Source organism: Ferrimonas senticii DSM 18821, from assembly GCF_000422665.1.
Classification (GTDB): Bacteria; Pseudomonadota; Gammaproteobacteria; order Enterobacterales; family Shewanellaceae; genus Ferrimonas; species Ferrimonas senticii.
Genome location: NZ_KE383900.1, coordinates 1 through 26654, shown reverse-complemented (window position 1 = coordinate 26654; position 26654 = coordinate 1). Strand labels below are relative to the sequence as shown.

Genomic DNA, 26654 nt, shown 5'->3' with positions numbered 1-26654 from the left:
TGGCTAGATGGTGGGGGATCCCTTAAGGTTTGCGGCAATTATTGGTGAAGCTCTTGAGGAAACCATGACGCCATTTGAAATTGCACGGCTGGAAAGCCGTTTTGGCACCTACCGCGTGGCCGGCAATTACGATCTATCGACCCGCGCTTTGCAAATTGACTTCACTTCTGCAGCCAAACTTGGCACTGACGGCTGGGTGGAGATCAACGTTAATGCCAAAGCCGGCATTGCCGAACTGCAAAAGCTGATGCCAGAACTGCTGCAACAGTTGGAAGTGTAAGATCCGGGACATAACAAAGAGGCGCTCAGGGGCGCCTTTTTACGCATTAGTGAAAATTACGAAGGTTTACGCTGATTCGGATTTTTCTGCTTCCCCTTGTTGCCTTGAACGTGGTCATATTGGCAGTAGTGGTACTAAGTCGGTCGGGATCTTTGTAGATAATTGGGGCTACCTCATTACACAGTTTGTTTACAAACAAAACTCTATATTTATGTATCATCGCTTCGGTTGCACGTTTTTATTAGGAGTGGGTAAACATTGAAGTAAATATGTTTTACATGCCTTATTTGTGGTGAAATTAGTATTGTCAAAATAATATTTTTATTATGGGCGTTGTTATGAATTTTACTAAAAGGTTTCCATTACAAAATAACAGGCAGTAAATAAAATTACAAAGGCAATGAACATAGCAGCCCAGAACTTATTTGAGTCAAGAAAATCTTTGGGTTCTGATGCTTGGGATTGCGTTTCCGTTGATGTTTTTTTGTGATCTGGCTGGCTGCTTTGATTGCTCTGCCCTAACGGCTGGGTATATGGTTGTTCGTCTTTGTTATATACTTGATTGGCTTGATATTTGTCCCAAGCATTTTTGTCTTTTTGGGATTTAGAATATTGTTTGTCTAAATGGCGAAGTAATGGCTCAGGAATTGGTTCAGATAACACTTTTTCGATCGCAGCTTTAGCCTCTATCGGTGTCACAGAAAAGAACTCTCGACGTGGGTTAGGACGTTTCCGCTTCAGGAGGTGGTGAACGCGCTGCTCTACTGCGTAGGGGTCAAAGCATCTTATTGAATGCACAACTCTGTGTGGATGTGGCAATGCTGCAGCACTTTGCTTGTTTAATTCTTGGCAGCGCATCTCAGCGCTGCGACCTGTCATGCCAATTTTTACGAGATTTGGCATTGCTTGGTTGGTTAAAATGTACACAAAGCCCTGCTCTGGACGGTGCATTACAAATGGTCGTTTCACGAGTTATTGCTCTTTTAGGGTGTTGCCGAATGATATGACTTGCATACAGAGGTGGTAAAGCATAAATTTACAATTTAATGTATAAATACAATATTTTTAAAGTTGAGTTACCTGACTCGTAAGCAAGGTGGTCTCAGCGTTATTAAGGGTTGTTTCATTAATGGAAAATAGTTACATCATTAACCTTTTCTTTGCTTTGATGCAATAAGCAATCAGGGTGATAAGATATTTAATCTCACTATTGGTTAATGAAATTTTGGATTTATATGTTGGGTGACGTTAAGTTAGTAGGTTTGTGAACCTTATTCATTATTGGTTCTTGTTCATTGCAGGGAAGTGAGTGAACAGAAATATTTTCACTAAATTTAAATTCAACTGTAAACTCACGATAGAAATAGCACGAGAGCACAAAACCATGAGCCTAACCAAGTCCGCTGTTGCACTAGTGATGATGACAATCCTTAGCGGGTGCAGTTCGCTGGCCGAGTACCATTCACTACGGAGCACCAGCGAAGCGCCGAAACCAATTATTGGTGAGGAAATTGAACGTCGTGTTGAGCAAGAAAGAGTGAAAGAACTGGCTGAAGAGGCTTCGGTTAAAGAAAAGTGTAACTGCGTGTGTCCGCAAACTCAAAAAGCTAAGCCGCCAGAAGAACCACGGCAACCGGAACTAGATGAGGCACCCCAAGAGGGGGCACCTGCTAAAGGCTCTTCCATAGATCCTAGGCCTGAACTTGAACCCGAACCGACGCCTCGAGAAATTGAGCCTGAAAAGAAAGATCAGCTAAATTCCGAACGTAAACCTATTTCCGAACGTAAACCTATACCTTCGCCAGAGAAAGCGCCAGAACCACCGAAACAGCCTTTGGTTCACCCAGAACCTGTAATTAAGGCGCCGGCGAAGTTCCAGCACCCGTTGCAAGATGCTAAATCAATGCAGTTTTTACTTGGCCAAGATAAACATGGGAACTATTTGTGGGCAGAAGGGGCATTTACACAAGGTGTTTATGACATCTTTCTCAAGTATGTAGAGCATTATGAAAAACAAGGTATTACGCTTAAAAGAATTATGATGCATAGCCCTGGCGGCGTACTTGTTGATGGCATCAAGATGGGCACCTACTTCCGTGAAAATAACTGGAATTTTACTCTGGATAAGCACAGTAAATGCTATTCAGCATGCGCGATGGCTTTCGCAGGGGCGACCACTAAGAATATGGAAGAGGGCGCGGAAGTTGGTTTTCATCGACCTTACTTGCCTAATGAAAGTGACACGCCTGAATTTGTCGATAAAATAAAAAATGATTATAAACCTTATTGGGGTTACATTCATGGTGATTGGGATTTATATAATGAGTTTATGGGTAGCTATGGTCGGGATGATATGCTTGTTCTGAACATTTATAACATAAACCGATACAACTTGAATGTACAAGTATACTAATTGAATGCCTAAGTAAAACCTAATGAATAAGACACTAACGAATCAGGCTGATATAAGTTTTAACGACCGAGTTGAGCTAAACTCCGCGGTCGAAGATAGCAAGTTAGAAGTTGAAAAAGCATCTGAACAAGTAATAAAACCAACTGGCGAAAATAACCCAAAGACAAAGTTAGCCAATGAGCCAAAGGCTGAAACCGGCGATCTTAATGGTGATAAGCGCAGCATAGTGCTACTTGTAATGACCTTTCTGATGGGGTCGGGTATCATTTTGTTTAACATTATGGGCTATCGTCAATTGTTCGACGAAGAGCCTTTGTTTTTAAGCCTTACCCCTTTTGGCTTGCTGATCGGGATTGCAGAAATCGCTGTTCTGGTCTGGGTCAGCTTTATCATTTCCAACCTGCCAACACAAAGCCGATTCATGCGTTTCATCGCGTTGCCGTTTGTTGTAATCAGTTTTGCTGCGCTGTCATTTGCAGGTATCAACTCCTATCTAAAAGACAGTTCGTTTCGTGATTTAGAGCAAGCAAAAACGGTTAAAACCAAAGCAGGTAATAACAAGGTTGTGATTGACGACTTAAAGCTGCAAATCGCATCGGAAGAAGCCAAGGCCGCAAACGCGCAGAAACTGTTTGAGAAATCTGCCGCTACAATCCAAGAACTCACTGCTAAAAATGCTCAGATCAGCACTCAGATGAGTGAGCGTCGGGCGGGCGAAAAGTGGCGTAACTGCGAAGATTCAATCGATTGTGCTGCTTCAGTGAGAGATTACGGCCAACAAAAAGAGCAGAACGACCAATCTATCAAAATGCTGCAATTATCTATGGAACAAGCGCAAATTCAGATTGGCAACGCCATGGCGGCAGCTACAAACCTTAAGACTGAGGTACGGGAACTTACTCGCAAAGACCGCATTGATCTAAACGCCCATGCTTCTACTGAAAACAAGTTCGCAACAAAGCAACAAACCTATGTGAATCTGATAAATAGCATTACAGACACACTTGGACTGGAACGTTCCAATGACCCATTTAGTTTGTTCATCGGCTTTGTTTCCTTGATTATCTATCCATTGTATTTCTTGCTTAACCTTGCGTTTTCGTTGGGCTCTGCCCCTAATCGTGCGGTTCGCATTGAAAAACGTAAAAAACGTGAAGCACTAAAAGCTGAAAAGGAAGCATTGGTTAGCGAGAAGCGCAAACTTAATAACATTATCAAACGACAAAAGTGCATTGCCAATCACGACAAGAAAATGGCTGATCTTCAGCGCAACGTCACTAACAAAGGCAAGCTTTTGAAATACCTACGCGTATGGGCTGCTCGCCGCACCAAGATTCGTGAAGTCGAGAAAGAGGTTGAGGTTGAAATCATCAAGGAAGTTGAAGTTGATATCGTAAAAGAAGTTGAGATTCAAACCATCGTTGAAAAGTTGGTTGAGGTTGATCGCATCATCCCAGTTCGCCACGAAGTTGCTGTTGAAATCGTTAAAGTTGAACCAGTGCTGCAGAATGTCTTCATCCCAGTGCCAGAGAACCTGACCGCCGCTGAAATGCAATTAGTAATCGATGAATACGAAGCCAGAGGTAAGACAGAAGCAAATGCGAAACCAGCACCAGTAGAAATGGTGGAGTTGAAGGCTGAGGAAGCTAAAGCGTGAGCAAGATTGACTTAAGCATTCTCAACCGGTTGAACACAGAAAAGCACTTGAAGCGTTTCGACACAAAGGACGCTAAGGAAGCTCAATCCAAGGCCAATAATAAGCCTAACAGCTTGAATGCTGTAATTGAGCACTCTGAAAAGGCTGCCGAGCAATCGGTGGAGCCCGTTAAAGAATCTACTCAGAAAGCCCAAGCAATTCAGAAGGCTCACGAAGTGCAGCCTTCTCAACCCGCATCAGAAAAGCCCATAGCGGTAGAGGAAATTAAACAGCAAGCTGCTGAGCAACTTGAGCGTGAAAAAATTCAGTCCGAGGTGATTGAAAAGCAACGGGCACTTGAGCTTGAGCAAGAACAACTGAAGTTCAAACACGAAGCCCAAATGCAAGCGCTACGAAATGAAGTGCAACAACAAGCTTTGGCGCAACAAGAAGCAAATAGCCAAGCGCAATCTGCAATAAAGAAAGGCGAGATGGCGTTGCAGCAACAGGCGCTCGACCAAGCTGAACAAAAGATTGCTCATGATGAACGGTTGTCTGCAATTAAACAGCAAGAGTGGGCTGTAAAGGAACAGCATCGCAACAATCGTTTTAAACGCTTCGTTCGTGGTTTGGTGACATTGTTGCTGGCACTTCTGTTATCAGTTTTAATTGCCGCTATAGCATTTCGATTATGGCGTTGGGCGACGGAAGAACCGCTGATTAAAGAAGTAACCAAGGTAGAAACGGTTGTTGAAGAAAAAATCGTTGAGAAAGAAAAAATTGTTGAGAAAGAGAAACAAGTAATTCCAGAAGGCTGTCAGCAGATCCGCGTTAACGGTGAAATTATGATTGATTGCGCAGGGCAGAAGTCAAAATCAGGCGCGAACACGATTCAAGAGAGTGGCGCTGAAGTGGTAATTCCAGACGAACTGAAATGAATAATGGCGACCTAACCTCTACTTTTGACTGCGGTTAAAAATAAGTTGACTATCGTTAGCATTATTTTAGGCATGGTATTGGGTTCTTTTTTACTTCTGGCGAAGCAAATTGTAACCCTTTACCATGCTGCTCAAAAATCCATTACGAAAGATCAACATGCCCTAATAGAGGCTAGCCGCTATCAGTGATTTCAACGGAACTAAACCTGCATCTCTGGCACGTTTTCTGGCACCACCAGTTCGCCAGCGGTTTTGCTGATGATCTCCTCGACCGATACCCCAGGGGCGCGTTCGATCAGGTGGAACTTGCCGTCTTTGATTTCGATGTAAGCCAGATCGGTAACCACCTTGTTGATGCAGCCGGCGCCGGTTAGCGGCAGATTGCATTGGCTCAGCAGTTTTGAGTTACCGTGCTTATCGGCGTGGGTCATGGTGACGATGATGTTGTCGGCACCAGCGACTAAGTCCATCGCCCCGCCCATCCCTTTGACCAGTTTGCCGGGGATCATCCATGAGGCGATGTTGCCCTGCACGTCGACTTCAAAAGCGCCGAGGACGGTAAGATCTACGTGACCGCCACGGATCATCGCAAAGGATTCGGCGGAGTCGAAAATCGAGGCGCCGGTGATGGCGGTGACCGTTTGTTTGCCGGCGTTGATCATATCGGCATCCACTTGGTCTTCGGTGGGGAACGGCCCCATCCCCAGCAGGCCATTTTCCGATTGCAGCATCACCTGCATGCCCTCGGGGACGTAGTTGGCCACCAGCGTTGGAATGCCAATGCCTAAGTTAACGTAGTAGCCATCTTGCAGCTCTTGGGCGACCCGCTTGGCCAGTTGTTCGCGATTCAGTGCCATGATGTTGTTCTCCTCTGACTGCAATTAACCACGAACCGTGCGCTGTTCGATGCGTTTTTCAAAACTGCCTTGGATCACCCGATTGACGTAGATCCCAGGGGTGTGAATTTGCGCCGGATCCAGTTCGCCGGGCTCGACGATCTCCTCCACTTCGACCACAGTGATTTTGCCGGCAGTGGCGGCCAGCGGGTTGAAGTTGCGGGCGGTGTGACGATAGATCACATTGCCGAAGCGATCCGCTTTCCAGCCTTTGACGATGGCAAAGTCGCCGGTAATGGATTCCTCCAAGATGTAGTTGCGGCCATTGAACTGGCGCACCTCTTTGCCTTCACCGACCGGGGTGCCGTAACCGGTGGCAGTGAAAAACGCTGGAATGCCAGCGCCGCCAGCGCGCATCTTCTCGGCGAGGGTGCCTTGTGGGGTTAGCTCCACTTCCAATTCTCCCGATAACAGCTGCTTTTCAAACAGGGCATTTTCGCCAACGTAGGAGGCGATCATCTTGTTGATCTGGCGGTCTTCCAACAGCAGCCCAAGGCCAAAGCCATCGACGCCGGCGTTGTTGGAAACCACGGTTAAGCCCCGAGTGCCCATCCGTTTGATCTCGGCAATTAAGCCCTCGGGAATGCCGCAAAGGCCAAAACCACCGGCGATAACGGTCATGTTGTCGGTTAGGCCAGCCAATGCCTCGGCGTAGCTGGTCACTACTTTGTCGAATCCTGCCATGATGATTCCTTGTGTTCGGTAAAGTTGATGCTCTGACCCGCGGCGTGTGGATGCTGCGGCAACGGCTTACTAAAAGCTAATCACTAAAAACTAACAACTGGGCTTGCTCGCCAGCCCCACTTTGGAGCCATTGATCCGCCCGAGGCGGTCGCTGATCTGATTACCCACCTGAATCAGCTTGGCCAGATCCACGCCGTGGTCGATACCAAGGCCATTGAGCATATACAGCAGATCTTCGGTGGCGAGGTTGCCACTGGCGCCGCGGGCGTAGGGGCAACCGCCGAGACCAGCAACTGAGCTGTCGATGGTGCTTACCCCAAGCTCTAAGCACGCGGCGACGTTCGCCAGCGCTTGGCCGTAGGTGTCGTGAAAGTGCAGCGCCAGCAAGCCCATCGGTACTCGCGCTGCCACCGCTTCGACCATCGCCACCGCCTTATCGGGGGTACCGGTGCCGATGGTGTCACCAAGGCTGATCTCATAGCAGCCGGACTCAAACAGCACCTGCGATACCTCCGCCACTTTGGCGGGGGCAATGGTGCCTTCGTAGGGGCAGCCTAAAGTGCAAGAAACGTAACCGCGGACGCGGATGTTTTCGGCGCGGGCAGCGGCGAGGATCGGCTCGAACCGTTCTATCGATTCGATGATGCTGCAGTTGATGTTCTTGTGGCTGAAACTTTCCGAGGCGGCGGCGAACACCGCCACTTCGTCGGCTCCGGCGGCGATCGCCGCTTCAAAGCCTTTTAGGTTGGGAGTTAACGCGGCGTAGGTGGTGCCAGCACGGCGTTCAATTTGGCCCATCAGCTTGTCGGCGTCGGCCATCTGCGGCACCCATTTGGGCGAGACAAAACTGGCCGCTTCGATGTGACTTAGGCCGGTGTCGCTTAGGGCATTAACCAGCCATAGGCGGTCATCAAAGCTGACTTCTGGCTCGTTTTGCAGGCCGTCGCGGGGGCCGACTTCAACGATTTTTACTCGATGAGGACGCATCTTAGGCCTCCGCTTCGGCTAGGGCGACCAACTGGGTGCCATCGCTGACCAGATCGCCGCTGTTAAACGGCAGTTCGGCGACGGTGCCATCGTTGGGCGCCTTGATGGTGTATTCCATTTTCATCGCTTCCATCACCACCAGCGGTTGGCCGGCACTGACCGCCTCACCCAGTTTCACCAGATTGGCGATAAAGGTGCCGTTCATCGGCGCTTGCAGGGCTTTATCGCAGGCGCCAGCGGCTTCGGCTTGATGCTGATAGGGCGCCAGCAGATAGCGCTGCTGATTCAGTTGTATCTCCCAGCTGTCGCCGTGTTGGTGAGTGCGCAGCAGTTGCGGCTGACCATCAACAATCAGCCTGGGGCTATCGCCATTAGCCAGCAGTTGCAGTTGCTGCCCCGCTGCGGTTTGCCAAACGCTATCACTAAGCTCGGTTAGAGCCACCTCTAACCGTTGCTCGCCCAGTTGCCACTGTTGCTGTAGTTGCGCAGGGGCGTTTAAGCGAAAGCCTAACTGTGGCTGCTGGCAGCTGAGCAAGCTGGCCACTGCTGCCGCCAGTTGCGGCTGACTACCTGCCAACAGTTCAGGCTGATGGCGTGGCAAAAAGCCGGTGTCTAAGTTGGCGGCGGCAAACTCAGGGTGTGCCAGCACCTTGGCCAGATAGGGCAGGTTGTGGCTTAGGCCAAACAGTTCGGTGCCACGCAGCAGTTGTCGCAGTCGTGCCAGTGCCTGCTGGCGATCGGCGCCGTAGGCGATCAGTTTGGCCAGCATCGGATCGTAATAGGCGGTGATGCTGTCGCCCTCGGCGATGCCGCTGTCGATGCGAAAGCCTGCCCCTTGCGGCCAACGCAGCTTGGCGATGGTGCCGGTGGCGGGGATAAAGTCGTTAGCCGGATCTTCGGCGTACAAACGCACTTCCATGGCGTGGCCTTGGACGCTGAGCTCGCTTTGGGTCAGCGGCAGCGGATTACCGGCGGCGACGCTTAATTGCCATGCCACTAAGTCTTGGCCGGTGACCAGTTCGGTGACCGGGTGTTCGACCTGCAAGCGGGTGTTCATCTCCATAAAGTAGAATCGGCCTTGGCTGTCCAGCAGGTATTCGATGGTGCCAGCGCCGCTGTAGTTGATCGCTTTGGCGGCACGGACCGAGGCTTCGCCCATCTGCTGGCGTAGCTCATCCGATAATCCCGGTGCTGGGGCTTCCTCGACCACCTTTTGGTGACGGCGTTGCAAGGAGCAGTCGCGATCCGACAGATAGACCGCGTTGCCGTGGTTATCGGCAAACACTTGCACCTCGACGTGGCGAGCGCTGATCAGATAGCGTTCCAGCAGCAGTTGCGGGTTGCCAAAGGCCGATTGCGCTTCGCGGCGGGCGCTGTCCAGTGCTGCTTGCAGATCGGCATGGCGTTCAACGATGCGCATCCCTTTACCGCCGCCACCAAAGGCGGCTTTGACCAGCAGCGGATAGCCGATCTTTTCCGCTTCCACGGTTAAGGTGGCGTCATCTTGGGCGTTGCCGTGATAGCCCGGCAGCATCGGCACCTGAGCGGTTTCCATAATCAGCTTGGCGGCGGATTTGCTGCCCATCTGCTCGATCGCTTCGGCGCTGGGGCCGATAAAGGCGATGCCATGCTCGCCACAGGCGCGGGCCAGAGTGGGGTTTTCTGAAAGGAAGCCGTAACCGGGGTGGATGGCATCACAACCGGCTTGCTTGGCCACCGCCAAAATCTTATCGACATCCAGATAGGAGTGCTTAGCTTCGGCAGCACCGAGATACAACGCCTCATCGGCTTGCTGTACGTGCTGGGCGTTAATGTCGGCGTCGGAGTAGACCGCAACGGTGGCGATCCCCAGCTCTTGGCAAGTGGCCATCACTCGACAGGCGATCTCGCCGCGATTGGCCACTAAGACTTTGGTTAGGCTTTGCTTAGGTGTATTCATGGCTAGCGTCCTTGCCAACGGGGCGGTTGTTTGTCAAAGAACGATTGCAGGCCGTGCTGGCCTTCGTCACTGACGCGAATGGCGGCGATCCGCTCGGCGGTGTCACGGCGCAGCGCTTCATCCAGTGGCGCGTGCTCAATCTGCTGCAGCAACGCTTTGCAGGCTTTCAGTGCCTGTGGGCCATTGTTGCTGAGGGTGGCGATCATCGCTTTGCTGGCCTCACCAAGGTCATCGCACAGCTGATGCACCAGTCCCAGTCGCAGCGCCTGCTCGGCATCGATCACCTCGGCGGTTAGGGCAAAGCGGCGGGCTTGGCGCAGGCCGATGGCGCGCACCACATAAGGGCCGATGGTGGCGGGAATAAGCCCCAATTTGACTTCCGACAGACAGAAGCGGGCGCGAGCATCGGCCAGCACGATATCGGCGCAGGCGACTAGCCCGAGCGCGCCGCCAAAGGCCGCCCCTTGCACCAGCATCAGCACTGGGATCGGTAGGGTGTCGAGTTGATGGAATAGCTCGGCCAGTTGTTCGGCATCGGCGAGGTTGGCGGCTTCATCCATCTGCGCTTGGCGCTGCATCCACGCCAAATCAGCGCCGGCGCAAAAGTGTTTGCCGTCGGCATCCAGCACCAGCAAACGAAGGTTGGGCTGCTGGCGGATAGTCGCCATGGCACTGAGCAACTCGGCAATCATGCCATCGTCAAAGGCGTTGTGTTTGTCGCTGCGGGCCAGCGTCAGCCGAGCGATGTCGTTGTTTATTTCTAGCCGTAAGGTGGTGAACTGCATCTGGCCCCCTTACATCCGAAATACGCCGAACTTGGTCGGCTCAATCGGCGCATTCAGCGCCGCTTCAAGGGCGATGCTCAGCACCTCGCGGGTTTGCGCAGGATCGATGATGCCATCGTCCCACAGCCGCGCCGAGGCGTAGTAGGGATGACCTTGGCGCTCATACTGTTCGACGATCGGCGCTTTAAATTGCGCTTGTTCGGCGTCGCTCCAACTGTGGCCACGTTTGGCCAGCTGATCGGTTTTCACCTGCGCCAATACTGCTGCCGCTTGCTCGCCGCCCATCACTGAAATACGGGCGTTTGGCCAGCTCCACATCATGGTGGGGTCGTAGGCGCGGCCACACATGCCGTAGTTGCCCGCGCCGTAACTGCCGCCGATCACCACGGTGAATTTCGGTACCTTGGCACAAGACACCGCGGTTACTAGCTTGGCCCCGTGCTTGGCGATCCCTTCGTGTTCATATTTTTGGCCGACCATAAAGCCGGTGATGTTTTGCAAAAACAGCAGCGGAATGCCGCGCTGGCAACACAGCTCAATAAAGTGGGCGCCTTTTTGTGCCGATTCGCTGAACAAAATGCCGTTGTTGGCGACGATGCCAATCGGGTAACCGTTGAGGTGGGCAAAGCCGCACACTAACGTCGCCCCAAAGCGGACTTTAAACTCGTCGAAATCGGAGTTATCGACCAAGCGAGCAATCACCTCGCGCACCTCAAACGGCTGCTTGAGGTTGGTGCCGACGATGCCATACAGCTCATCGGCGCTGAACTTCGGTGGCTGCGGGGTGATCCGTTTAAGCGGCTGCGCCCCTTGATGATTCAGCCGCAGCACCGCTTGGCGGGCCAGCTGTAGGGCGTGTTGGTCGTTGTCGGCGAGGTGATCGGCGACCCCAGAAATTTCGGTATGAACCGCACCGCCGCCCAGATCTTCGGCGCTGATCTCCTCACCGGTGGCGGCTTTCACCAATGGCGGCCCGGCCAAGAAGATGGTGGCTTGGTTCTTAACGATGATCGATTCATCGGCCATCGCTGGCACGTAGGCGCCACCGGCGGTGCAGAGCCCCATCACCACCGCAATTTGCGGAATGCCGGCGGCGGACATCTGCGCTTGGTTAAAGAAGATCCGGCCAAAGTGGTCGCGATCTGGGAACACCTCATCTTGGCGTGGCAAAAAGGCACCGCCGGAGTCGACCAGATAGATGCAGGGTAGATGACAACGCTGAGCGATCTCTTGCGCCCGCAGGTGTTTTTTCACCGTCAGCGGGTAGTAGGTGCCGCCTTTGACTGTGGCGTCGTTGGCGACAATCATGCAGTCGATGCCGTTGACCTTGCCAATCCCTGCGATGGCGCCGGCGGCGGGGATATGGTCGTCATAGCATTGATAGGCGGCAAACTGGCCAATCTCTAAAAACGGGGCGCCGGGATCCAGCAACTGTTCGATGCGCTGGCGTGGCAGCAACTTACCGCGACTGCTGTGGCGCTCTCGTGCCGCTTGGTTGCCGCCGGGCAGAATGGTCGCCAGTTGCTGCTTAAGATCGTGGACTAACTCGCTCATCCCTTGTTGGCGCTCGGCAAACTCCGGGGATGAGGGATTGATGGTGCTGCGTAATACCGTCATCGACTTGCCCTTACTTCATCTCGTTCATCAGCTCGCGGCCAATCAAAAAGCGGCGAATTTCACTGGTGCCGGCGCCGATTTCGTACAGCTTGGCATCGCGCAGCAAGCGGCCGGTGGCGTATTCATTGATGTAGCCGTTGCCGCCGAGCAGCTGAATCGCATCCAGTGCCAATTGGGTTGCCAACTCGGCGCTGTAAAGAATCGCGCCAGCGGCTTCTTTACGGGTGGTTTCGCCGCGATCGCAACTGGCGGCGACCGCATAAACAAAGGCGCGAGCGGCGTTAGCGCGGGTGTACATGTCGGCGACTTTGCCCTGCACCAATTGGAATTCGCCAATCGCTTTACCGAACTGCTGGCGCTGAGCGATGTAGGGCATCACGTTATCGACGCAGGCGGCCATGATCCCGAGCGGGCCGCCGGAGAGCACCACTCGTTCGTAATCAAGGCCACTCATTAAGATTTTGGCACCATCGCCTTCGTTGCCCAGCAGGTTTTCTGCCGGCACTCGGACATCCTCAAACACCAATTCGCAGGTGTTGGAGCCGCGCATCCCCAGTTTGTCGAGCTTCTGCGCTTGGCTAAAGCCAGCGCTGCCGCGCTCGACAATAAAGGCGCTGACACTGCGGCTGCCGCCCTCGGGATCGGTTTTGGCGTAAATCACATAGACGTCGGCATCGGGACCGTTGGTGATCCACATCTTGTTGCCATTGAGCACATAGTGATCGCCATCTTTGACCGCTTTCAGTTTCATCGACATCACGTCGGAACCGGCGCCGGGCTCACTCATCGCCAGCGCGCCGATGTGTTCGCCACTGACCAATTTCGGCAGGTACTTTTGCTTCTGCGCGTCGTTGCCGTTGCGGTGAATTTGGTTAACGCAGAGGTTGGAGTGAGCGCCGTAGGAGAGCCCTACCGAGGCTGAGGCGCGGGAGATCTCCTCCATCGCGATTACGTGCTCAAGGTAGCCCATGCCGGCACCGCCATACTGCTCATCGACGGTGATCCCAAGCAAACCCATGTCGCCAAATTTGCGCCACAGTTCGTTGGGGAAGGCGTTGTCGCGGTCGATGCTTTCCGCCATCGGCGCAATTTCCGCTTGGGCAAAATCGCGCACGGCATCGCGCAGCATCTCGGCAGTGTCGCCAAGGCCAAAGTTAAAGGTGTTGAGGTACAGTTCCATGTCACTTCTCCCGGTGAGGCTTGGCCTCGTAGTTGGTTGGCGCGCCGCTCTTGCTGGCGGCTGTGGCGCGATCTCTAATCTGCTGTGGTTGTTTTTAGGCGGGGTGGGCTACCCCGCCGCATTAGTTGTCGGCGAGGCTTTGCTCGGGTAATTGCGCCAGTGCGTCGAGGCACTGAGTTTCGGCGGAGTTCAGCTCCATCATGATCACCCGGATGTCGTCCATCTGCTGCTGCAAGTCGGCCTTTTTCTCCGACACAAGCTCCAGCATGGTGTGCAGCTGGGTGCGGCTGCTGCGATCGGCGTCATAGAGGTCAAATAGGCGGCCGGTTTCCGCTAACGAAAAGCCCAAACGTTTGCCGCGCAGGATCAGTTTCAGGCGCACTCGGTCTTGCAGGTTGTAGATCCGAGTTTGGCCGCGGCGCTTAGGCTTCAGTAACCCTTGGTCTTCGTAGAAGCGGATCGCGCGGGTGGTGATGTCGAACTCTTTCGACAACTCGCTGATGGAGTACGTAGTTTCTTTGGTTGGCATCGTAACCGCGTCCGTGTGTTGTTACATGCGATTAACGTATCTCACCTTTACGTTAAGGTAAACCTGGGTGGGCAATTGTTGACCATCTGCAATCACTGGCGACCGTCAGTAAATTTGGACGGGCTGGCCGCCGGACTCAGGCTTCGGCGCCGCGAGTCGGCCAAAGCCCGTTGGCGTAACCGCTGCCAGAAAATTGCTGTCCTTGATACTTCTGATGACGGTTGCTATGACGGCTCTAAGCCGACTTGTTGACGCCGAGTGAAACCGCAAACGTAGCGGCAAGCCGAGGGCAGGATGCCCGAGAGGCCCGTGAAGGCAGGGATGCCGCCTCGGGCCGATGCTGCCGCGAAGTGCGGTGAGAACGAGGGGCTCTCGTCAACCTTGGAGGCTAAGGGGATTCCAAAGGGCGCAGCCCTTGGCCACCGGAGGTTAAAGATAAGAGCGATAGCAATGATTAGTTCGCCGTGGGTAGCAAGGCCAATATTGCCGATGGCAGCTAATACCGACGACACTCAATCTCCCATTCCATAGCCATTAGCCTCCGGCGGGCAAGGGCTGCGCCCTCTGCACACCCCAGCGCCTCCAACACGGCGACACCCCTTCGCTCCTTGTGCTGCTCCTTTCGGCACTGCGCTGATGCGCCATCCATGGCTTAGCAGCGCACTTCGGGCATCCTGCCCTCCGGCCTCAATGCGCAGCACACCGCTCAGCGCCGCGAGTCGGCCAAAACCCGTTGGCGCAACCGTTGCCAGAGAATTGCTGTCCTTGATACTTCTGATGACGGTTGCTATGACGGCTCTAAGCCGACTTGTTGACGCCGAGTGAAACCGCAAACGTAGCGGCAAGCCGAGGGCAGGATGCCCGAGAGGCCCGTGAAGGCAGGGATGCCGCCTCGGGCCGATGCTGCCGCGCAGTGCGGTGGGAACGAGAGGCTCTCGTCAACCTTGGAGGCTAAGGGGATTCCAAAGGGCGCAGCCCTTGGCCGCCGGAGGCAAAGAGAAGAGAGTTGATAGTGATTAGCTCGCAGTGGGCAGTAAGAGCTAAAGCCCGATGGAGCAACCGTCAGCGGTTCAATAATCCCGCGAACATGTTCGCGGCTACCCCTTTGCGGTGAGAACGAGGGGATTTCACAGCGCATTGCCCTTGATCGCCGGAGGCTAGAGCGTTCATCGGGAAAGCTGTATTGACCAGATGATTAAGTTAAATGGTTTAAGAATTCGGTGGCAGTAACGGGCAGAGATGGTTGGTGGAATATCGCCCAAAGCCCCGCTTCGAGTGGCTCATCGAAAGGAATGAAGGTGAGATTGTGCCAGTGCTGGTTGGCAAAACTGGCGGGAACAATGGCGACGTTGTCACTGTGGGCGACGTAGGCCATCAGGGTATTGGGTTCGATAAATGATTTGAGCGCCAACGGCGTTATCCCTTGCTGCTGGCTGGCGGCCAATAACAGTTCGGTCGACGCGGAATTTTGCCGATTGAATACGCACCATTGATGGTGTGCCACTTGGCTAAAACTCAGTTGCGGCTGTTGAGCCAACGGATGCTGGGCATTGAGGGCGACCATGAACGGTTCATGGGTTAAGCGCCGTGCGGTTAATGGCGCAATTTGCTGGGCGTCGGCGTAACGCACTAAGCCAATGTCGAGCTGCTTGGCCAATATCAGTTTCTTTTGCTGTTGCGGGCTGGCCTCAATCAGTTCCAGTTGTTGCTGTGGTCGCCGTTGCCGCTGCGCCGTCAGCAGCTCACCGAGCCCTGACCAAAAGGCGGTACTGATCAAGCCGATGGTCAGATCGGCCAACTCCCCTTGAGCGACCTGCTGCACCCGAATAATCGACTGATCTAGCTGTTTGAATAGCTGCTCACATTCGGCTTTTAAGGCGTGGCCGGCGGCGGTTAACCGGACATTGCGGGAGTTGCGCTCAAACAAGCTAACCCCCAGCTGTTGTTCCAGCTCTTTGATGTTGCTGCTCAGCGGCGAGGTGGTGATATTCAAGCGCTCGGCGGCTTGGCCGAAATGGCGGGTCTGAGCCAGTACCGAAAAATAGCGCAGGGCGCGCAGGGTCAATTTGTCGTTTATCACCGCAATTAGCCGTCGTTCGAGAGGGAAATTTTGGCGGATTATACTGAAAATCAGCACGATAGTGGGGTATTTGCATACGTTCGCAAATGGGTTTTTTGCTATTTTGCTCGCCTCTGTACCTACAAGAGCAACAATAAAAATGAAACACGATCCAGTATTGGTGGCGGTGGATACCATCCGCGCCCGTAAGCCAGGTTTTAACCCGAAAGCGGCCTTGATCTTAGGCTCTGGCCTAGGGGTGATCGCCGATGCGTTAGAAGACAAAGTGGTGATCCCTTACGCGCAGCTGGCGGGCTTCCCAGTCAGCACCGTTTCCGGCCACTCTGGCGAATTGGTGTTGGGGCGACTGCACGGTGTCGATGTGGTGTGCATGAAGGGCCGTGGTCACTACTACGAAAACAGTGATATGAAGGTGATGACCACCCCAATCCGCACCTTCAAGCGCTTAGGCTGTGAATTTGTACTGGTGACCAACGCCGCCGGTTCGCTGCGTCCAGAGCGAATTGATGTGGGCTCATTGGTGATGTTTACCGATCACATCAATACCATGCCGGAATCGCCAATGTGTGGCCCGAATGATGAGGCTTACGGCCCGCGCTTCTTCAGTCTTGCCAACGCCTACGATCGCGATCTGCGCGCCGAAGCCTTGCAGGTTGCCCAAAACAACAACATCCACCTGAACCAAGGGGTGTTTGTCTCCTACACCGGACCGAACTTCGAAACCCCGGCTGAGATCCGCATGATGCAGATTATCGGTGCCGATGTGGTGGGTATGTCCGTGGTTCCAGAAGTGATCTCTGCGGCCCATTGCGGCCTGCCGGTGCTGGCGATCTGTGCCATCACCAACATGGCTGAAGGACTCGGTGACGTTGAATTGTCTCACGAGCAAACCCTGGCCAGCGCCAAGCTTGCCGAAGGCAACTTCATCAAACTGATTGAACAGTTTATGCAAAGCCACTTTGCGGCATAAGGATCTCCCATGTTTGCAATTGGTTTTGTTGGCATCGCGGTGTTGGTGCTGATCGGCTTTTTGATCTCCACCAACCGTCGCGCTATCAACTGGCGTACCGTCAGTTTGGCGCTGTTAATGCAAATGGCGATTGGCGCCTTGGTGCTGTATGTGCCGCTGGGTCGACAGGCATTACAAGGCTTGTCTCATGGGGTTCATGCGGTATTAGACAGCGGCAAAGCGGGCATTCGCTTCCTGTTTGGCAACTTGGTGAACTTCTCGGTTGAAGGCATTGGCTTTGTTTTCGCTCTCAACGTGTTGCCGCTGGTTATCTTCTTCTCCGCCTTTATCGCGGTGCTTTACTATTTGGGCATTATGCAGTTGGTGATCCGCACCATCGGTGGCTTAGTCGCTAAGGCGCTGGGCACTTCACAGGCGGAATCGATGTCGGCGGTGGCCAACGCCTTTGTTGGTCAAAGCGAAGCGCCGTTGGTGGTGAAGCCTTACATGCCGAAGATGAGCGATTCCGAGTTCTTCGCCATCATGTGTGGTGGTATGGCGTCGGTTTCCGGCACGGTATTGGCGGGTTACGCGATGATGGGGGTTGATATGAACTACCTGTTAGCGGCGTCCTTTATGGCGGTACCCGGCGGTATTCTGTTTGCCAAGCTGGTGATCCCAGAAACCACCACTCCGCAATACACCATCAGCAAAGAAACTCAGTTCGATGGCAAACGCCCAGAGAACGTGCTGGCGGCGGCCGGTGAGGGCGCGATGAGCGGCCTGAAATTGGCGGCGGCGATCGGTGCCATGCTGGTGACCATGATCGGTCTGGTGGCTTTGGTAAACGTCCTGCTGGGCAGCCTAGGTGGCTTGTTTGGTTGGGAGCTGTCGCTGGAGATTATCCTTGGTTGGATCTTCGCCCCATTGGCGTTCCTATTAGGGGTGCCGCTGGCGGATATCGACATCGCTGGGGCGCTGATCGGCAAGAAGATCATCGTTAACGAATTCGTGGCCTACTCCGATCTGTCGCCGTATCTGAAAGATCCAGCGGCGGTGTTAGCGGCTGGTGGTCAGTTGCTGCAAGCGAAAACCCAAGTGATTGTTAGCTTCGCCCTGTGTGGCTTTGCCAACATCGCCTCTATCGGCATTCTGATTGGCGGCATTGGCACTCTGTGCCCATCTCGCCGCGACTTTATTGCTAAATACGGTGTACGCACTTTGATTGCTGCCAGCTGCTCTAACTTAATGAGCGCGGCGATCGCCGGCATTTTCTTCTCGCTGGCGTAGCGATAACCCACTGCCAAGACCACAAAGCGGCTCCGTTCTGGAGCCGCTTTTTTATTGCCGATGGCAGCTAATACCGACGACATTCAATTTTCCATTTCATAGCCCTAGGCCGCCGGAAGCAAAGAGAAGAGAGTTGATAGTGATTAGTTCGCAGTCGTTAGTAAGAGCAGAGCCAAAGCCCGTTGGCGCAACTGTTACAGCAAACTGCTGACGTTTCTGTTTTCGATGAGGGTAAATCAGAGTGCTTTTGCCGACTTGTTGACGCCGAGTGAAACCGCAAACGTAGCGGCAAGCCGAGGGCAGGATGCCCGAGAGGCCCGTGAAGGCATGGATGCCGCCTCGGGCCGGTACGGCCGCGCAGTGCGGTGGGAACGAGGGGCTTTCGTCAACCTTGGAGGCGCAGTGGATTCCAAAGGGCACAGCCCTAGGCCACCGGAGGTAAAGATAAGAGCGTTAGCAGTGATTGGTCCGCCGTGGCCTGTAAGAGCAAGATTGCCGGTGGCTGCAGCTAATATCGCGATGTTCAATCTCCCATTTCATAGCCGTTAGCCTCCGGCGGGCGAGGGCGTTGCCCTCTGCACACCCGAAAGCCTCCAACACGGCGACAACCCTTCGCTCCTTGTGCTGCTCCTTTCGGCACTGCGCTGATGCGCCATCCATGGCTTAGCAGCGCACTTCGGCCATCCATGGCCTCCGGCCTCAATCCGCAGCACACCGCTCAGCGCCGCGAGTCGGCCAAAGCCCGTTGGCGCAACCGTCATCTATAAATTGCATTGGTTTGCGCATTCGATGCCGCTTATTACAGTGGCTCTCGTCAACCTTGCAGGCTAAGGGGAATCCAAAGGGCACCGCCCTTGACCGCCGAAGGCTTGAGCAAGAGCGTTTACCGGGAAAGTCAGATAGACCAGATGATTATGCAGAATGCTATTAACCGCGACGGTTACCGGTGCGACCGCCACGGCCGCGTTTTTTGGCACGACGTTTCTGGGCGGCGCGGCTGTTGCGGGGATCGTCCAGCGGCTCTTTGGTTAAATCCGGCTCAAAGCCCGGATACCACTGCTGACCTAAGCGATCACCAATCACCGCTTCAATCTCTTCCAGCAGATACTCTTCGCCGGGGCACAGCAGCGACAGCGCTAACCCCTCGCGGCCAGCGCGGCCGCAGCGACCGATGCGATGGACGTAATCCTCGGCGATGTAGGGCAGGTCGTAGTTAATCACCACATCAAGACCCTGGATATCGATGCCGCGGGCGGCAACGTCGGTGGCGATCAGCGCACACAACTGCCCCTGTTTAAACTCGGCTAACACCTTGTCGCGGGCGCTTTGGGTTTTGTCGCCGTGGATGCTGGCGGCGTTGATGCCGTTGGCGCAGAGGGCGCTGGCGAGCTCATCGGCACCAATTTTGGTGCGGGTAAAGGCGATCAACTGTGGCCACTGCTGCTTGGCAATCAGGTGAGCAACAAATTCGGCTTTGCGCTCGGCGTCGATCACATACAGCTTTTGCTCGATTTTGGCGGCGGTGCTGTTGCGTTCATTCAGCTGCAAGCGCAGTGGTTCGGTCAGCACTCGCTTGCTGAATTCAAACATGCTGTCGTCGAAGGTGGCGGAGAACAGTGCGGTTTGCCGCTGCTTTGGCAACTGGCTGCGCACTTGGCGGATCTCCTCTTTAAAGCCGAGATCGAGAATGCGGTCGGCTTCATCAAACACCACCATCGCCACCTGCTTAAGGCTGATCACTCGTTTGCCAATCAGATCCAGCAGCCGTCCCGGGGTTGCCACCAGCAGATCGACGCCCGGCTTTACCAGATCAATCTGCGGCCCCAAGTTGGTGCCACCGTAAACGGCGGTGATCTTCAGCTCGGTATTGGCTGCCAGTTGGCGGGCGTTGCTGGCGACTTGCTGTGCCAGTTCGCGGGTTGGCGCTAACACCAAGGCGCGCGGTTGCTTATTGGCCGGGGTGGTTAATAAGCGCTGCAACATCGGCAGCAGAAAGGCGGCGGTTTTGCCGGTGCCGGTTTGCGCCCCTGCCATCACATCTCGACCATCCAGCAGCGCCGGGATCGCTTCCGCTTGAACTGGGGTAGGAGTTTGATAATCCAGCGCCGTAAGCGCGGCAAGCAGACGATCATCAAGGGCAAACTGGTCAAAACGCATGGTTAAACACCGACAAACAAAAGGGCGCAGAGTGTACCAGAAAAGTGTGATTTGGCAGTGCTGACCGCCAGTGCCAAACATGAAAAACCCCAGGCTGAGATTGTTGTCAGCCTGAGGTTTAGGACGCTTTGATGCGACGAATTACTCGTAATCAGAGGCGTAGGTTTCTTCGTAGCTGTGTGAGTACAGCTCAAACAAGGTGCCAAACGGGTCTTCCAGATAAACCATTTTCGCTGGCTTGCTGTCGTCTTCTGGGTGGTAGCGATGGATGTCCATCCGTACCTTGCCGCCGTACTGTTCGGTACGGGCGATGACCCCTTCAAAATCGTCGGTTTCTAAGCCGAAGTGGAACAAGCCGATGCGGCTGAAATCCACCTGATGGCGCTGTTCGCGGTCAACCATTTCGAACAGTTCAAAGCCGACGCCATCGCTGGTAACCAAGTGGCCGATATTGAAGCCTTTAAAGCCTTCACCAAATACGGCAATGCACATGCGACCAATGGCGGTTTCGGACTCTTCAACCACTTTGGTGTTGCCCATCACCACGCGCATGCCTAGCACTTTGGTGTAAAACTCAATCGCTTGGTCCATATCGTTGACCATGATGCCTACGTGACTCATTTTCATAATGCGCTCCAACTCTTAACCATTGGGAAACAGGATTGTTTCGATGAGCACAGTCTATGGCGGCACGAGCATTAACAGAAATTATCATTTGTTATTTATTTAATAACTTATTGTGATTGTTGGCGTGCCGTGAAAGCGGGCACGAATAAGGCGAGTGCGTTTCAATCATTGGTCTAATGGGCGCTGGCGGGTGCAGTTGCTACAACTGGCGCTATCAATCGAAGTAAGGACCCTATCGTGATGAGCAGCCCAACCAATACCGTCGAGGCCAATCAACAGCAGCTTTGGCAACTGCAACAGCAGGCAACACAGCATCCACAGCAATACTGGGGACAGCACGCCGAATTGATCGATTGGGTTAACGTCCCCAGCACCATCCTTGATGACAGTAACGCGCCGCTGTACCGCTGGTTTAGCGATGGCGTGCTCAACACCTGTTACAACGCTGTCGACCGTCATGTAGAGGCCGGCCATGGCGAGCGTATCGCCATCCATTACGACAGTCCGGTAACTGGTCAGCAGCAGAGCGTCAGTTACGCCGAGTTACAACAACAGGTGGCGCAACTGGCGGGCTGTTTGCAGCAACTGGGGGCGAACAAAGGCGACACCGTGGTGATCTACATGCCGATGGTGGTGGAAACCGTGGTGGCGATGCTGGCTTGTGCCCGGATCGGCGCGGTTCATTCGGTGGTGTTTGGTGGCTTTGCGGCGGCGGAGCTGGCGACTCGAATTGACGACGCCAAACCGAAGTTAGTGCTCAGCGCTTCCTGTGGCATCGAGCCCTCCGGCACCGTGGCCTACAAGCCACTATTGGATGCGGCGTTGGCACAAAGTCAGCATCAGGTTGAGCATTGTCTGATCCTGCAGCGGCCACAGCTGAGCGCCGAGTTAACCCCAGACCGCGATCTTGATTGGCAACAGAGCGTCAGCGCCGCGCCGCTGGCGGATTGGATTCCTGTTAAGGCGACCGATCCGCTCTATATCCTCTACACCTCCGGCACCACCGGCACGCCCAAAGGGGTGGTGCGCGATAACGGCGGCCATGCGGTAGCGCTGGCGTGGTCGATGCAGGCGGTGTACGACATCAAAGCCGGTGACACCTTTTGGGCGGCCTCCGATGTCGGTTGGGTGGTTGGCCACTCCTACATTGTCTATGGGCCGCTGTTGGTGGGCGCCAGCACCGTGTTATATGAGGGTAAGCCGGTCGGCACCCCGGACTCTGGCGCGTTTGCGCGGGTGATTGAACAGTACCAAGTGCGCAGTTTCTTTACCGCGCCGACGGCGATGCGGGCGATTAAGCGCGATGATCCGGCCGGGGCTCAGTGCCGCCGCTACAACACCGACTGCTTACAAGCGATCTACCTTGCCGGTGAGCGCTGCGATCCCGACACCTTAGAATGGACCAGCCAAGTGTTCGGCAAGCCGGTGATCGATCACTGGTGGCAGACCGAAACCGGCTGGGCGATCTGCGCCAACTTGCAGGGGCTGACGCCGCTGCCGATTAAAGCCGGTTCGCCCGCCACCGCCATTCCTGGTTATCAGGTTGAAGTTCTCGATGAAGTCGGTGAACAAGTGGCTGCCAATCAAAGCGGTGCGATTGCGATTAAGTTGCCGCTGCCACCGGGCACTTTGCCAACCCTGTGGGGCAACGACCAACGCTACATCGACAGCTATTTAAGCCGCTATCCCGGCTACTACCTTACCGGTGACGCCGGTTATCTCGATGACGACGGCTATCTGTACGTGATGAGCCGCCTTGACGACATCATCAATGTTGCCGGTCACCGACTGTCGACCGGCCGGTTTGAGGAAGTACTAGCCCAGCACCCGAGCGTCGCCGAAGTGGCGGTGATTGGGGTGGCCGACAAACTTAAAGGGCAGTTGCCGCTGGGGTTGGTGGTACTGAAAGCCGGCGCGATTGCCGATCAGCAATTGGATGCCGATCTGATTGGACTGGTGCGCGAGCAAGTAGGGCCGGTGGCGGCGTTTAAGTTGGTCACCGTGGTGGAGAAGCTGCCCAAGACCCGCTCGGGCAAGATCCTGCGCGGCACCATGCGCCAGATGGCCGACAACAAACCAGTGAAAGTGCCTGCCACCATTGAAGATCCAGCGGCGCTGGAATTGATCCAACAAGCGTTGGCGCGGCTGGGGTATGGAACGCAATCGGTGGCTTAAGCGCGTGAGCGCGTGGGTAGGGCTAACCAATTCGTTGGTTAGCCCTTTTGCTACAGGGGATTTGGCTAAGCCGGTTGCAGCGGCGATTGAGCGGGCTAAGTTGTTGCGGGAGGCCGAGCCGCTAACTGCAAATGAACAAAGTTTCATGTTGTGGTCACCGTGGTGATAACCGCGCTTACTTATTATGGCGGCATTCGATGAGCTTCAGTCGCTCACATATGTCATCAGCTTTAACGGAGTAGCAACGCCATGAACAACAACAGAAGAACCTTTATCAAAAACGCCCTATTCGTTGGCTTAGGCCTAGGCGTTGCTAGTCGCCCAGCTCTGGCATCCAGTTTGACTGAACAAAGTGCGGTGAAGATGCCGCTGTTTAACCCGGATTTGGCTCGCATTCGTCAGTTAGCCACCAGCGTGACTGGTGCCCTACCAGTTGGCCTAAATGTGCTGAGCATTGCCGATACCGAACGCCCAGCCAACATTGTGGTGAAAGGGGCTGAGGCCAACCGCAAAATTAAATTAGAGCGCACCGCTTACCAGCTGCAATACGCCGATGGCACCATCATGCTCGACAGTGGCATGGACGAAGCAACCCATCTGACCTTTGGTAAAGGGGGTAACTTCTACCCAGAGCGTTATCAAGTGCTGCAACAGGCGTTGTCACAGGCCAAACTGATTGCGTTCAGCCACTATCACGGCGATCACGTCGGTGGGGTGGTGCGTTCAGCAGAGCTGCCACAACTGGCGCCGAAAGTGTGGCTAAACCAGCTAACTGCACAGCAGATGGTGGCCAAGCCGCATAAGCCAACCCTGAAAATTAGCCAGCAAATCGTTGACCAATTTATCGTGGTGGATTTTAACCAGTACTACCCGATTGCCCCGGGGTTGGTGGCGATCAAATCTCCTGGCCATTCAGCGGATTCGTTGATGTTCTACATCAAGCTGGAATCGGGCCAAGAGTTTATCCATAGCGTTGATATTGGCTGGTCGATGGAAAACATCGTTAAGCAAAAGATGAAAAACGCCTCATGGATTAAAGAGGATGAAAAGCAGCTGCAAGCGCAATTCGTGTGGCTGAATCATCTGATGGCGACCGAACCGACACTGCAGGTGCTGTGCAGCCACGACGCGCTGCAGTATCAGGATCTTCGTCGCAGCAAGGTGCTGGGTGATTTTTACATCGCCTAAACGGGATATTGCTGGCAACGCTGGCGCAGATGCTCCCGCAGAGCGATCACTGCGGGGGTAACCTGAGCTCGGCTGGGGCAGATCAACATCAATGGCAGCAGTGCCAGCAGCGCTGTCTGGCGTATGTGAATGCTCACTTGTGATGGTGGTTCAGTTACAACTGGTTACGAATTGATCTTTATTTAAGCTGTTGATTAAAAAAGTAATATTAAGTAGTTAGCAGCGCGCTTGGGTTAGGCTAGGATGCGCTAAAACTAATCCATTTAAGTCGTAGGATTGAACCATGACCCCACAAGAACAACAGTTGATCCAAAACGTTGCGGATAAACTGAAAGCGGCACCAACTCAAGCAAAAGACGCCGAAGCGGAAGCGCTGATCAACCAACAGATCGGTTCTCAAGAAGACATCGTGTACAAGCTGACCCAAGCGGTGCTGGTGCAAGAGATGGCACTGAAAGAGATGAAGTCCAAAAACGACTTCCTTGAGCAGCAAGTGGCCCACTTCAAGCAAGAGTCAGAGCGTGGCACCCTGAGCCGTATGATGGGCGGTAAAACCCCACCACCAATGCCACCACAGCCAGTACACCAGCCAAGCGCGTTCGGCAGCTTTATGCAAACTGCCGCTAGCATCGCCGCCGGTATGGTTGTTGGTAACCTGATCAGCGACGCGCTGTTCGGTGACGACGCTGCCGATATGAGCGCGGCGACTGACGCTGCGGCTGAAGCGGCACCAGAAGTAGCCGAAGCGGCGCCAGAAGCGGTTGAAACTGCAGCCACTGAAGAAGCCGGTTCCAGCTTCTTGGGCGGCGATTCCGGTTTCGCTTCTGAGTACACCGATGCCGGCACCGACAGCTTTGCTGACGCTGGTTTCGGCGGTGGCGAAGACTTCGGTGGCTTTGACGACGGCGGCTTTGACGACTTCGGCGGCGACGAAGATATCTAATTCAATTGCGGTAATTACCGTGATAGCGAACAGGGAGCCGATTGGCTCCCTTTTTTTGTGTTGTCATTGGAGGATTTAGTTGTTCCGCCGAATTTAAATCGTAACGAGCAATCTCAAATACTGCCAGTAAGATATTGATCTAATTTGCTAAAGTGTCACGGTGACAACTTTCAATATGGCGCGATAGAATGCTTGCAGAACGAGGATAGGAGGCATGATTTCTCCTATAAGCTGTTAGCTACTTTGTCAAACTATGGAGAATAAAATTGAATAATTGGCCAATATCAGGGAGGGATGTCCATTTTCTCGGTGGTATTCATGCAATTAATTTACCTTCATCTAATCAAGTTAAGATTTACCCTAGCACTATTGATGGTAAATCGGCAGTGATAACGATTCCAACATATCAAAAGTTATATGAAGGATTAGCTCACGTAGGATTAAGCGAACTAGTTGGTACAGAGTTTTATACTGATGTATCTCATTTCGATGGTAGTGCTCCATCTGAATGGAGAGCTCATACAGCTTATAAATCAAAAGCATGGTCACACACTGAAGCTATTTGGCACTGGTCACATGTGTCAAATCAAGGTCACAAAATAAAGGATGCGTTCTTGTGGGATATAGCTAAACGGATATCTCATCAAATTGGTGCTTTAAATGGGTCATTTAAAGTACTGTCCCATAGATACAGAAAGCAGCTTATGGGACGGTGTGTACGAGAAAAAATTGAAATAGGAAGAAAATTTGAAGATGGATTCTCAAAAGAGATCTATAACTCTTTTCAGTACTTTTTATTTGACGCATGTACTTTAAGGGATTACTTATCCGAGTTTATTTTTCATTTCATATTAACAGATGATGAAAAGTTGGATGTACAGCACATGAATATGACATCTCGAATATTCAAAAAATATTTCAAAGATAAGAGTCAGCCTACATTATTCAGAGCTAACTTTAAAAATGCTTGTGATAAAAACGGTTGGTTAAATGTATTAGGCTCATATCGCGACTTAGTTACACATGCTTGTCCAATGTCAATGGCTGGTGGCCGTTTATGGATTCGTGTTGAAAGCGTAACTTTGAACGAAGGAAAGTTACTTCCTAAAATTGTCGCACCAATACCATTAAACCCAGAAGCAATAAAACTTGAACGAAATACATTTGAGTCATTTGATAAATTTGATCAAAAGTTGAAAGAGTTTTTTGGTCAATCGAACGATGAAAAACAATCGCACGATATACTAACTTACTCAAAAACTGTAATGATGTGATGGACGCCCCTCCGTGAAACGGCGTCGTAATGCGCCAGAATTAAGCAGTTGAGTTGCTTAATTCGCTGAAGGAGCGTCCACCATGAA

General features: G+C 53.3%; 23 protein-coding genes. 10 read left to right on the top strand and 13 right to left on the bottom strand.

What is annotated here, in order from left to right; all coding sequences use genetic code 11:
• The first annotated feature begins 64 nt into the window (after nucleotides 1–64).
• On the top strand, nucleotides 65–280 hold the full coding sequence (locus tag G506_RS20055) for a hypothetical protein (protein ID WP_035387474.1): 216 nt from the start codon (nucleotides 65–67) through the stop codon (nucleotides 278–280).
• 348 nt (nucleotides 281–628) lie between these two features.
• On the opposite strand, the gene G506_RS20545 is transcribed toward G506_RS20055, so the two are convergent.
• Complete coding sequence (locus G506_RS20545) at nucleotides 629–1249, bottom strand: GIY-YIG nuclease family protein (RefSeq protein ID WP_156904936.1); 621 nt, start codon at nucleotides 1247–1249, stop codon at nucleotides 629–631.
• A 340-nt stretch (nucleotides 1250–1589) separates the two neighbouring features.
• Between G506_RS20545 and G506_RS20540 the strand changes: the two genes are divergently transcribed.
• From G506_RS20540 to G506_RS0116785, 3 genes are read left to right on the top strand one after another with little or no spacing between them, the layout of a single operon-like run.
• The gene (locus tag G506_RS20540) at nucleotides 1590–2693 is read left to right on the top strand and encodes a hypothetical protein (RefSeq protein ID WP_028117885.1); all 1104 of its coding nucleotides are present in this window, start codon (nucleotides 1590–1592) and stop codon (nucleotides 2691–2693) included.
• A 22-nt stretch (nucleotides 2694–2715) separates the two neighbouring features.
• A complete protein-coding gene (locus G506_RS0116790; protein ID WP_028117884.1) occupies nucleotides 2716–4350 on the top strand; it encodes a hypothetical protein in 1635 nt (544 codons plus the stop codon).
• Nucleotides 4347–5267, top strand: a complete 921-nt coding sequence (locus G506_RS0116785; RefSeq protein ID WP_028117883.1) for a hypothetical protein — start codon at nucleotides 4347–4349, stop codon at nucleotides 5265–5267. The genes G506_RS0116790 and G506_RS0116785 overlap by 4 nt, the downstream gene beginning before the upstream one ends.
• 200 nt (nucleotides 5268–5467) lie before the next feature.
• Here the strand turns inward: G506_RS0116785 and G506_RS0116780 are convergent, their stop codons facing one another.
• The 9 genes from G506_RS0116780 to G506_RS20040 form a co-directional block, all read right to left on the bottom strand.
• Nucleotides 5468–6124, bottom strand: coding sequence for a CoA transferase subunit B (locus G506_RS0116780; RefSeq protein ID WP_028117882.1), 657 nt, complete (start codon nucleotides 6122–6124; stop codon nucleotides 5468–5470).
• A gap of 24 nt (nucleotides 6125–6148) precedes the next feature.
• Nucleotides 6149–6847 carry a CoA transferase subunit A gene (locus tag G506_RS0116775; RefSeq protein WP_028117881.1) on the bottom strand — a complete coding sequence of 233 codons (699 nt, stop codon included), beginning with the start codon at nucleotides 6845–6847 and terminating at the stop codon, nucleotides 6149–6151.
• Between the two features lie 90 nt (nucleotides 6848–6937).
• Complete coding sequence (locus G506_RS0116770; protein WP_028117880.1) at nucleotides 6938–7834, bottom strand: hydroxymethylglutaryl-CoA lyase; 897 nt, start codon at nucleotides 7832–7834, stop codon at nucleotides 6938–6940.
• A 1-nt stretch (nucleotide 7835) separates the two neighbouring features.
• Nucleotides 7836–9773: an acetyl/propionyl/methylcrotonyl-CoA carboxylase subunit alpha gene (locus G506_RS0116765; RefSeq protein ID WP_028117879.1), complete on the bottom strand. Its 1938-nt coding sequence runs from the start codon at nucleotides 9771–9773 to the stop codon at nucleotides 7836–7838.
• Nucleotides 9774–9775: 2 nt separating this feature from the next.
• Complete coding sequence (locus tag G506_RS0116760) at nucleotides 9776–10558, bottom strand: enoyl-CoA hydratase-related protein (RefSeq protein WP_028117878.1); 783 nt, start codon at nucleotides 10556–10558, stop codon at nucleotides 9776–9778.
• 9 nt (nucleotides 10559–10567) lie between these two features.
• On the bottom strand, nucleotides 10568–12175 hold the full coding sequence (locus G506_RS0116755; protein WP_028117877.1) for a carboxyl transferase domain-containing protein: 1608 nt from the start codon (nucleotides 12173–12175) through the stop codon (nucleotides 10568–10570).
• Nucleotides 12176–12185: 10 nt separating this feature from the next.
• Nucleotides 12186–13355 carry an isovaleryl-CoA dehydrogenase gene (locus G506_RS0116750; protein WP_028117876.1) on the bottom strand — a complete coding sequence of 390 codons (1170 nt, stop codon included), beginning with the start codon at nucleotides 13353–13355 and terminating at the stop codon, nucleotides 12186–12188.
• A 121-nt stretch (nucleotides 13356–13476) separates the two neighbouring features.
• The gene (locus tag G506_RS0116745; RefSeq protein WP_028117875.1) at nucleotides 13477–13884 is read right to left on the bottom strand and encodes a MerR family transcriptional regulator; all 408 of its coding nucleotides are present in this window, start codon (nucleotides 13882–13884) and stop codon (nucleotides 13477–13479) included.
• Between the two features lie 1195 nt (nucleotides 13885–15079).
• On the bottom strand, nucleotides 15080–15964 hold the full coding sequence (locus G506_RS20040) for a LysR substrate-binding domain-containing protein (RefSeq protein WP_240473449.1): 885 nt from the start codon (nucleotides 15962–15964) through the stop codon (nucleotides 15080–15082).
• Between the two features lie 139 nt (nucleotides 15965–16103).
• Between G506_RS20040 and xapA the strand changes: the two genes are divergently transcribed.
• Both xapA and G506_RS0116730 read left to right on the top strand, forming a co-directional pair.
• Nucleotides 16104–16934, top strand: a complete 831-nt coding sequence (gene xapA / locus G506_RS0116735) for a xanthosine phosphorylase (protein ID WP_028117874.1) — start codon at nucleotides 16104–16106, stop codon at nucleotides 16932–16934.
• Nucleotides 16935–16943: 9 nt separating this feature from the next.
• The gene (locus G506_RS0116730; RefSeq protein WP_028117873.1) at nucleotides 16944–18203 is read left to right on the top strand and encodes a NupC/NupG family nucleoside CNT transporter; all 1260 of its coding nucleotides are present in this window, start codon (nucleotides 16944–16946) and stop codon (nucleotides 18201–18203) included.
• 927 nt (nucleotides 18204–19130) lie between these two features.
• Here G506_RS0116730 and G506_RS0116720 read toward each other — a convergent pair.
• Both G506_RS0116720 and G506_RS0116715 read right to left on the bottom strand, forming a co-directional pair.
• Nucleotides 19131–20360: a DEAD/DEAH box helicase gene (locus G506_RS0116720; RefSeq protein WP_028117871.1), complete on the bottom strand. Its 1230-nt coding sequence runs from the start codon at nucleotides 20358–20360 to the stop codon at nucleotides 19131–19133.
• Nucleotides 20361–20501: 141 nt separating this feature from the next.
• Complete coding sequence (locus G506_RS0116715; protein WP_028117870.1) at nucleotides 20502–20987, bottom strand: VOC family protein; 486 nt, start codon at nucleotides 20985–20987, stop codon at nucleotides 20502–20504.
• 240 nt (nucleotides 20988–21227) lie between these two features.
• Here G506_RS0116715 and G506_RS0116710 point away from each other — a divergent pair, with 240 nt between their 5' ends.
• On the top strand, nucleotides 21228–23162 hold the full coding sequence (locus tag G506_RS0116710) for a propionyl-CoA synthetase (RefSeq protein ID WP_028117869.1): 1935 nt from the start codon (nucleotides 21228–21230) through the stop codon (nucleotides 23160–23162).
• A 249-nt stretch (nucleotides 23163–23411) separates the two neighbouring features.
• Entirely contained in the window at nucleotides 23412–24350 is a 939-nt protein-coding gene (locus G506_RS0116705; protein WP_028117868.1) for an MBL fold metallo-hydrolase, read from the top strand.
• On the opposite strand, the gene G506_RS20980 is transcribed toward G506_RS0116705, so the two are convergent.
• On the bottom strand, nucleotides 24347–24487 hold the full coding sequence (locus G506_RS20980) for a hypothetical protein (protein ID WP_156904935.1): 141 nt from the start codon (nucleotides 24485–24487) through the stop codon (nucleotides 24347–24349). The genes G506_RS0116705 and G506_RS20980 overlap by 4 nt on opposite strands.
• Before the next feature lie 146 nt (nucleotides 24488–24633).
• On the opposite strand from G506_RS20980, the gene G506_RS0116700 reads away from it, so the two are divergent.
• Together G506_RS0116700 and G506_RS20035 are read left to right on the top strand one after the other, a co-directional pair.
• Nucleotides 24634–25293 carry a DUF2076 domain-containing protein gene (locus tag G506_RS0116700; RefSeq protein ID WP_028117867.1) on the top strand — a complete coding sequence of 220 codons (660 nt, stop codon included), beginning with the start codon at nucleotides 24634–24636 and terminating at the stop codon, nucleotides 25291–25293.
• Between the two features lie 266 nt (nucleotides 25294–25559).
• Nucleotides 25560–26567 (top strand): hypothetical protein, encoded by a 1008-nt coding sequence (locus G506_RS20035; protein WP_205619512.1) that lies wholly within the window; start codon nucleotides 25560–25562, stop codon nucleotides 26565–26567.
• Nucleotides 26568–26654 lie beyond the last annotated feature (87 nt).

What these genes read in the sequence shown, in the direction of transcription:
- G506_RS20055 (WP_035387474.1), top strand. Translation starts at nt 65, where the DNA reads ATGACGCCATTTGAAATTGCACGGCTGGAAAGCCGTTTTGGCACCTAC.
- G506_RS0116790 (WP_028117884.1), top strand. Translation starts at nt 2,716, where the DNA reads ATGAATAAGACACTAACGAATCAGGCTGATATAAGTTTTAACGACCGA.
- G506_RS0116780 (WP_028117882.1), bottom strand. Translation starts at nt 6,124, where the DNA reads ATGGCACTGAATCGCGAACAACTGGCCAAGCGGGTCGCCCAAGAGCTG.
- G506_RS0116775 (WP_028117881.1), bottom strand. Translation starts at nt 6,847, where the DNA reads ATGGCAGGATTCGACAAAGTAGTGACCAGCTACGCCGAGGCATTGGCT.
- G506_RS0116770 (WP_028117880.1), bottom strand. Translation starts at nt 7,834, where the DNA reads ATGCGTCCTCATCGAGTAAAAATCGTTGAAGTCGGCCCCCGCGACGGC.
- G506_RS0116765 (WP_028117879.1), bottom strand. Translation starts at nt 9,773, where the DNA reads ATGAATACACCTAAGCAAAGCCTAACCAAAGTCTTAGTGGCCAATCGC.
- G506_RS0116760 (WP_028117878.1), bottom strand. Translation starts at nt 10,558, where the DNA reads ATGCAGTTCACCACCTTACGGCTAGAAATAAACAACGACATCGCTCGG.
- G506_RS0116755 (WP_028117877.1), bottom strand. Translation starts at nt 12,175, where the DNA reads ATGACGGTATTACGCAGCACCATCAATCCCTCATCCCCGGAGTTTGCC.
- G506_RS0116750 (WP_028117876.1), bottom strand. Translation starts at nt 13,355, where the DNA reads ATGGAACTGTACCTCAACACCTTTAACTTTGGCCTTGGCGACACTGCC.
- G506_RS0116745 (WP_028117875.1), bottom strand. Translation starts at nt 13,884, where the DNA reads ATGCCAACCAAAGAAACTACGTACTCCATCAGCGAGTTGTCGAAAGAG.
- xapA (WP_028117874.1), top strand. Translation starts at nt 16,104, where the DNA reads ATGAAACACGATCCAGTATTGGTGGCGGTGGATACCATCCGCGCCCGT.
- G506_RS0116730 (WP_028117873.1), top strand. Translation starts at nt 16,944, where the DNA reads ATGTTTGCAATTGGTTTTGTTGGCATCGCGGTGTTGGTGCTGATCGGC.
- G506_RS0116720 (WP_028117871.1), bottom strand. Translation starts at nt 20,360, where the DNA reads ATGCGTTTTGACCAGTTTGCCCTTGATGATCGTCTGCTTGCCGCGCTT.
- G506_RS0116715 (WP_028117870.1), bottom strand. Translation starts at nt 20,987, where the DNA reads ATGAAAATGAGTCACGTAGGCATCATGGTCAACGATATGGACCAAGCG.
- G506_RS0116710 (WP_028117869.1), top strand. Translation starts at nt 21,228, where the DNA reads ATGAGCAGCCCAACCAATACCGTCGAGGCCAATCAACAGCAGCTTTGG.
- G506_RS0116705 (WP_028117868.1), top strand. Translation starts at nt 23,412, where the DNA reads ATGAACAACAACAGAAGAACCTTTATCAAAAACGCCCTATTCGTTGGC.
- G506_RS0116700 (WP_028117867.1), top strand. Translation starts at nt 24,634, where the DNA reads ATGACCCCACAAGAACAACAGTTGATCCAAAACGTTGCGGATAAACTG.